The 6059-nt window shown below is 64.7% G+C and carries 5 protein-coding genes; 3 read left to right on the top strand and 2 right to left on the bottom strand.

Annotated elements, in window-relative coordinates; translation table 11 throughout:
• Both WBF82_RS16570 and WBF82_RS16565 read right to left on the bottom strand, forming a co-directional pair.
• The coding region (locus tag WBF82_RS16570; RefSeq protein WP_424384062.1) for a R2-like ligand-binding oxidase at nucleotides 1-677 on the bottom strand (677 nt) is incomplete at its 3' end.
• The gene (locus WBF82_RS16565) at nucleotides 674-1357 is read right to left on the bottom strand and encodes a TetR/AcrR family transcriptional regulator (protein ID WP_424077886.1); all 684 of its coding nucleotides are present in this window, start codon (nucleotides 1355-1357) and stop codon (nucleotides 674-676) included. The genes WBF82_RS16570 and WBF82_RS16565, both read right to left, overlap by 4 nt.
• A 308-nt stretch (nucleotides 1358-1665) precedes the next feature.
• Between WBF82_RS16565 and WBF82_RS16560 the strand changes: the two genes are divergently transcribed.
• From WBF82_RS16560 to WBF82_RS16550, 3 genes are all read left to right on the top strand, one after another.
• On the top strand, nucleotides 1666-3501 hold the full coding sequence (locus WBF82_RS16560; RefSeq protein WP_424384061.1) for an acyl-CoA dehydrogenase: 1836 nt from the start codon (nucleotides 1666-1668) through the stop codon (nucleotides 3499-3501).
• 79 nt (nucleotides 3502-3580) lie between these two features.
• Nucleotides 3581-4561: a phosphotriesterase-related protein gene (locus tag WBF82_RS16555; RefSeq protein ID WP_424384060.1), complete on the top strand. Its 981-nt coding sequence runs from the start codon at nucleotides 3581-3583 to the stop codon at nucleotides 4559-4561.
• Nucleotides 4558-6024, top strand: coding sequence for an AMP-binding protein (locus tag WBF82_RS16550; protein WP_424384059.1), 1467 nt, complete (start codon nucleotides 4558-4560; stop codon nucleotides 6022-6024). The genes WBF82_RS16555 and WBF82_RS16550 overlap by 4 nt, the downstream gene beginning before the upstream one ends.
• Nucleotides 6025-6059 lie beyond the last annotated feature (35 nt).

Here is a 6059-nt window from a genome sequence, read left to right as displayed (position 1 = left end):
ACGTCCCAGTTGGCATCATCGGCGGCGACGTGGCGCCGGCAGGTGAATGTCCCCCAAGCCATGTGGCGTCGCTCGTCGTCACCGATGCGCCGGACCAGTTCCTGCATCCCGGGAAGGATGCCCCGTTCCACGCAGATTTTGTGCCAGCCGAAGTAGCCGGTCAGTGCCAACATGCCTTCGACCATGTGGTTGTAGGTGACGGACGCGCGGATCTGCGCGGCCGGCGAGGGATCGACGGACAACACGTTGAGGCAGGCCGGCAACTCCTCGTAGAAGATAGTGCGGTAGGTCGGGACATCATCGAGAAAGACGTGCAGATCGTCGGTGATGCCGACGGCGTCGAGCCACATCCGGAACACCTGGACGTGCTTGGCTTCCTCGAACGCGAACTGCGTCAGATACATCTCGTCACCCAGACGGCCTTCGGCCCGCATCGCGGACATAAACGGCTGAATGTCCTCGGTCACCGCTTCTTCGCCGGCGATGAACTCGGCGCATAGCCGGGTGGCGTAGTGGCGTTCGTCGTCCGTAAGCCGCTCCCAGTCGGCGCGGTCGCGGGAGAAGTCGATGTCGGCCGGGTTCCAAAACTTCGCGTTACCACCGGCGAATAGCTTGAGCGGCAAGCTGTCCCAGTTCAGCCCGCCGGCAACCATCGAGCCCGTATGCGTTCGTGTCATGTCGTGACCTCCTTGATCTTCATTTGGTGAGCTTGCGGCAACGGGGCAAATGCCGCCGCCAGTACCGCGACGAGCCGGCGCACCGCCAGTGCCGGTTGCTCCGGGGTGGGCTCGTCAAGTCCGAGAATCGGATCCAGGCCGCGCACATAAGGCGCCAGCGCGAGATGCGGAAAGATCAGCAGTAGCAGCGACATCATCGCGTCGGTGTCGGCGTCGGCGCGTAGGTCGCCGCGGACGTGCGCGTCGCGGACGAGCGGCCGCATCACTTCCAGGTAGTGCCGGTGAATGACGTTCTGCACGCTGACACGGGCTTCGGTGTCGACTTCAAGAGTCGCCGCGGCGTGCAGCGCGCGTTCATGCGGATGGTCGGCGAAGTAGGCCACCCACGCGTCGAGCCAGTCGGTCAGAAAGTCGAAGAACGGCCGGCTTGGGTCAAGCTCGCGGATGCGGTTCTCCATGTAGGCGCGCACCCGCTGGCTGGCAATGTCGGCGATGAACGCATACAGGTCGCGCTTGTCCGCGAAGTATTGGAACAGGCTGCCTTTGGCCACCCCTGCGCGCCGGGCGATGACGTTGAGGCTGCCGCTCGAGAAGCCGTGCAATCCGAACTCGGCCTCCGCAGCCTCCACGACGGCCGCGCGGCGCGCCGGGTCGACTCGAGCCCAAGTAACCGTCGGCATTGGTCCTCCTCGCGGTCGATGACCACTGGTCACTTTACTGTGAGCCAGGTCACTCATCAAGGGGATGAATATTCAGGTCCTGCCGCCGGCGCCGCTGGTCCGGAAACCCGCAGACACACGCCTCGCTCGGGTGTTCGGCGAAGGCTAGCTGCCACGCGACGACGGGCTCATCGGCTCAGCACGTACAATCCGTGAGCTGTTTTCCGACATGTTCACGCTCGCAACGAGACAGCGCGCCCGATGTCCGAGACCTCGGAAATAGCCGCCTAAATCGGCACGACACCCCATACTGCTCCGAGGAGGGCCACATGGGGCATTACAAAGCGAACTTGCGCGACATCGAGTTCAACCTTTTCGAAGCGCTTGAGCTTGGGCCGATACTGGATTCGGGATCGCTCGGTGAACTCGACAGCGCCACCACGCGTGAGATCCTGGCCGAAGTCGCCCGCTTCGCCCAAGGCCCGGTCGCCGAGTCGTTCGTCGCCGCCGACCGTGAGCCGCCGGTGTTCTTGCCCGACCAGCACACCATTACCGTGCCGGACCCGATACGCACGACCGTGCAAGCGATCTGGGATGCGGAGTGGTGGCGGCTGGGTGTCGCGCCGGAGATCGGTGGCACCGCGGTGTCGAGGACGACGGTGTGGGCAATTCTGGAGATGGTCATCTGCGCCAACCCGGCGCTGTTCTTCTACTACGCCGGACCGGCGATGGCCGACGTCCTCTACGAGCTCGGCAACGAGAGGCAGCGCGCATTGGCCAATGCGGCGGTTGAAAAACGTTGGGGCGCAACGATGGTGCTCACCGAGCCGGACGCCGGCTCCGATGTGGGAGCCGGGCGCAGCAAAGCCATCGAGCAGCCTGACGGCTCCTGGCACATCGAAGGCGTCAAGAGATTTATTTCCGGTGGCGATCTCGGCGACACGGTCGAGAACATCCTGCACCTGGTACTGGCCCGCCCAGCGGGCGCGGGCGCGGGCACCAAGGGCCTGAGCCTCTTCGTCGTGCCCAAGTATCTGTTCGACTGGGATAGCTTCGAGATCGTCGGCCGCAACGGTGTATTCGCGACGGGCCTCGAGCACAAGATGGGATACAAGGCATCGCCGACATGCGAGCTGACGTTCGGAGCGCACGGCATCCCCGCGAAGGGTTGGTTGGTCGGCGACACCCATGACGGCATCGCCCAGATGTTCAAAGTCATCGAAAACGCTCGCATGCTGGTCGGTATCAAATCGTCAGGAACGTTGTCCACCGGCTACCTCAACGCCCTCGACTACGCCAAGACACGGATCCAGGGCGCCGATATGACGCAGATGCTCGATAAGGGTGCCCCGCGGGTGCCGATCACCCGCCACCCGGACGTGCGGCGATCCTTGATCATGCAGAAGGCTTACGCCGAGGGATTACGTGCCATCTACCTCTACACCGCGGCTCACCAGGATCCCGTTGTGGCCGAGGCAGTTTCGGGTGCTGACAAAGAGATGGCCACCCGGGTCAATGACCTGCTGTTGCCGATCATCAAAGGCGTGGGCTCCGAACGGGCCTACCAGTATCTGACCGAATCGCTGCAGACCCTGGGCGGCTCGGGCTTCCTTCAGGACTACCCGATCGAGCAGTACATCCGCGACGCCAAGATCGACTCGCTCTACGAGGGCACCACCGCGATTCAGGCGCAGGACTTCTTCTTCCGAAAAATCGCACGCGACAAGGGTGTGGCGCTGGCACACCTGGCCACGCAGATCCAGTCCTTCATCGACAGCGACGTCGCCGATCAACGACTCAAGGTGGATCGCACCTACCTGCGCACCGCCTTGGAGGATGTGCAGGCGATTACGGCTACCCTGACCGGCTATCTGATGGGCTCGGCCGAAGCCCCGACGGAGCTGTACAAGGTCGGCCTCGGCTCGGTGCGGTATCTGCTCGCGGTCGGCGACCTGCTCATCGGTTGGCAGCTGCTTTACCACGCTGAAATCGCCTTGCGCGCACTCGATTCCGGTGCCAGCGGCAAGGAGCAGGCTTTCTATGAGGGCAAGATCGCCGCGGCGCAGTTCTTTGCCGCCAACGTGTTGCCCGAGATCACCGCGACGCGCGGCATCTTGGCCCGCACCTCGACCGCATTGATGGACCTCGACGACGCCGCATTCTGACGATCGCCAGAGAGCAACCTTGCGGCCGGTCCGCCGAAGCCCCTGATGCTAGGACGATAAACGACTTAGCATCGACTACGTGTCAGAACTAAACACCGCTCGCGGACCCATCGATACAGCCGATCTCGGCGTAACGCTCATGCATGAGCACGTGTTCATCATGACCACGGAAATCGCGATGAACTACCCCGAAGCATGGGGTGACGAGGATAAGCGGGTGGCCGACGCCGTCGCCCGGCTCAGCGAACTCAAGGCCCGGGGCGTGGACACCATCGTCGACCTCACGGTGATCGGGCTGGGCCGCTACATCCCGCGCATCGCGCGGGTCGCCGCGCAGACCGAGCTGAACATCGTCGTCGCGACCGGCCTTTACACCTACAACGACGTCCCGTTCTGTTTCCACTACATGGGCCCGGGCGGCCAGCTGGGCGGTCCGGAAATCATGACAGACATGTTCGTCCGGGACATCGAGCAGGGCATCGCCGACACCGGCATCAAGGCGGGAATCCTCAAGTGCGCCACCGACGAGCCGGGTATCACCCCCGGAGTTGAGCGGGTGCTGCGCGCGGTCGCGCAAGCGCACAAGCGCACCGGGGTGCCGATCTCCACGCACACCCACGCGGGGCTGCGCCGCGGACTCGAGCAACAACGGATCTTCGAAGAAGAGGGGGTCGACCTGAGCCGGGTGATCATCGGCCATTCCGGCGACAGCACCGACGTCGGCTACCTCGAGGAGCTCATCTCCGCCGGCTCCTACCTCGGGATGGACCGGTTCGGCATCGACGTGATCCTGCCGTTCGAGGAACGAGTCAACATCGTGGCGACGATGTGCGAGCGAGGCCACGCCGACAAGATGGTGCTGTCGCACGACGCCAACTGCTACTTCGACGCGCTGCCCGAGGAGTTGTTGCCGGTGGCCGCGCCCAATTGGCATTACCTGCACATCCACAACGACGTGATTCCCGCGCTGAAGGAACGCGGCGTCACCGACGAGCAGCTGCACACCATGCTCGTCGACAACCCGCGCCGCATCTTCGAACGGCAGGGCGCCTACTCGTGACCGCGCCGATCCTGCCGATCGGCGCCCAGATCTCCCGGCTGGCGGAGATCGCGCCCGACGAACCCGCCGTCACCTGCGACGGGCGCACCATCACTCGCGCCGAACTCGACAAATCGACCAACCGGCTGGCACGCGCCTATGCGGAGCACGGCGTCGGCGTCGGGGACTACGTGACCATCGCCCTGCCCAACTCCGTCGAGTGCGTGCAGGCCATGGTGGCGTGCTGGAAACTGGGCGCGGTGCCCCAACCGCTATCCGCGCGGCTGCCAGACGCGGAGTTCGAGGGCCTGCTGGCACTGCGGCCACGCGCGCTGCTCGTGGGGCGCGCGCACACCGAAATACCAAGTGTTCCTCAAGGTTTCGTCCCCGACCGGGCGTTGCCGGATGAGCCGCTACCGGAAACGGTGTCACCATGCTGGCGCTCGATCGGCTCCGGCGGCAGCACTGGGCGCCCCAAGCTGATCGAGGCAGGCGGTGACAGCCGGCTCGGACCGGCACTGGGATACGCCATTGGCGGCCAGGAGGGCGATACCACGCTGGTGCCGGTGCCGCTGACCCACACCACCGGCTACACCGGCGCGACGGTCGCGCTGATCATGGGCTGCCACCTGGTGCTGATGAGCCGGTTCGACCCGCACGAGTTCCTGCGACTAATCACTGAGCATCGCCCCCAGCTCGTCACCGCGGTGCCGACGATGATGCAGCGGGCGCTGCCGGTCTACCATGCAGATCCGGATTCCTATGACCTTTCCTCGATCCGGCGGTTCTGGCACCTGGGCGCGCCCTGCCCGCCGGCCGTCAAGCAGGCCTGGATCGACCTAGTGGGCCCCGAAAAGGTCTGGGAGCTCTACGGCGGCACCGAATTTCAGGCGATGACCTTCATCTCCGGCGACCAGTGGCTAAGCCACCGCGGGTCCGTCGGTGTGGCGGTCATGGGCGAAATGAAGGTGCTCGACGACGACGGCAACCCGTGCCCGCCGGGCGTGGTCGGGGAGATCTACATGCGCCCGAGCCCGGGCAGTGCGCCGACCTACCGCTACATCGGTACCACCGCGAAGGCTCGCGACGGCTGGGACTCGTTGGGAGATCTCGGCTATTTCGACGAGGACGGGTTTTTGTACCTGTCGGATCGCCGGGTCGACATGTTCACCGTCGGCGGCCGTAACGTATACCCTGCCGAAATCGAGAACGCCCTGTCTGCGCATCCGGATGTGTTGTCCTGCTTGGTCGTTGGTGTACCCGATGAGGATCTGGGCCAGGTGCCGTACGCGCTGGTTCAGGCGGCGTCGCCAATGGATGAGCAGACGGTGCAGGCGTTTCTGCGCGAGCGCATCGCCGCATACAAGGTGCCGGCCAGCGTCGAATTCGTCGATACGCCGCTGCGCGACGACGCCGGCAAGGCGCGACGCTCGGCAGTGCGCGCCGACGTCATGGCGCGATCGCGTCTTCTTGACGCTGGGTGACGCTGCGAATCTCGTGCCTGCGAGACTCCCAGCGC

This window comes from Mycobacterium sp. (genome assembly GCF_049673265.1).
GTDB lineage: Bacteria > Actinomycetota > Actinomycetes > Mycobacteriales > Mycobacteriaceae > Mycobacterium.
This window is presented reverse-complemented; position numbering and strand designations above follow the sequence as displayed.

Coding starts and splice junctions, on each gene's coding strand:
- WBF82_RS16565 (WP_424077886.1), bottom strand. CDS start 1,357: ATGCCGACGGTTACTTGGGCTCGAGTCGACCCGGCGCGCCGCGCGGCC.
- WBF82_RS16560 (WP_424384061.1), top strand. CDS start 1,666: ATGGGGCATTACAAAGCGAACTTGCGCGACATCGAGTTCAACCTTTTC.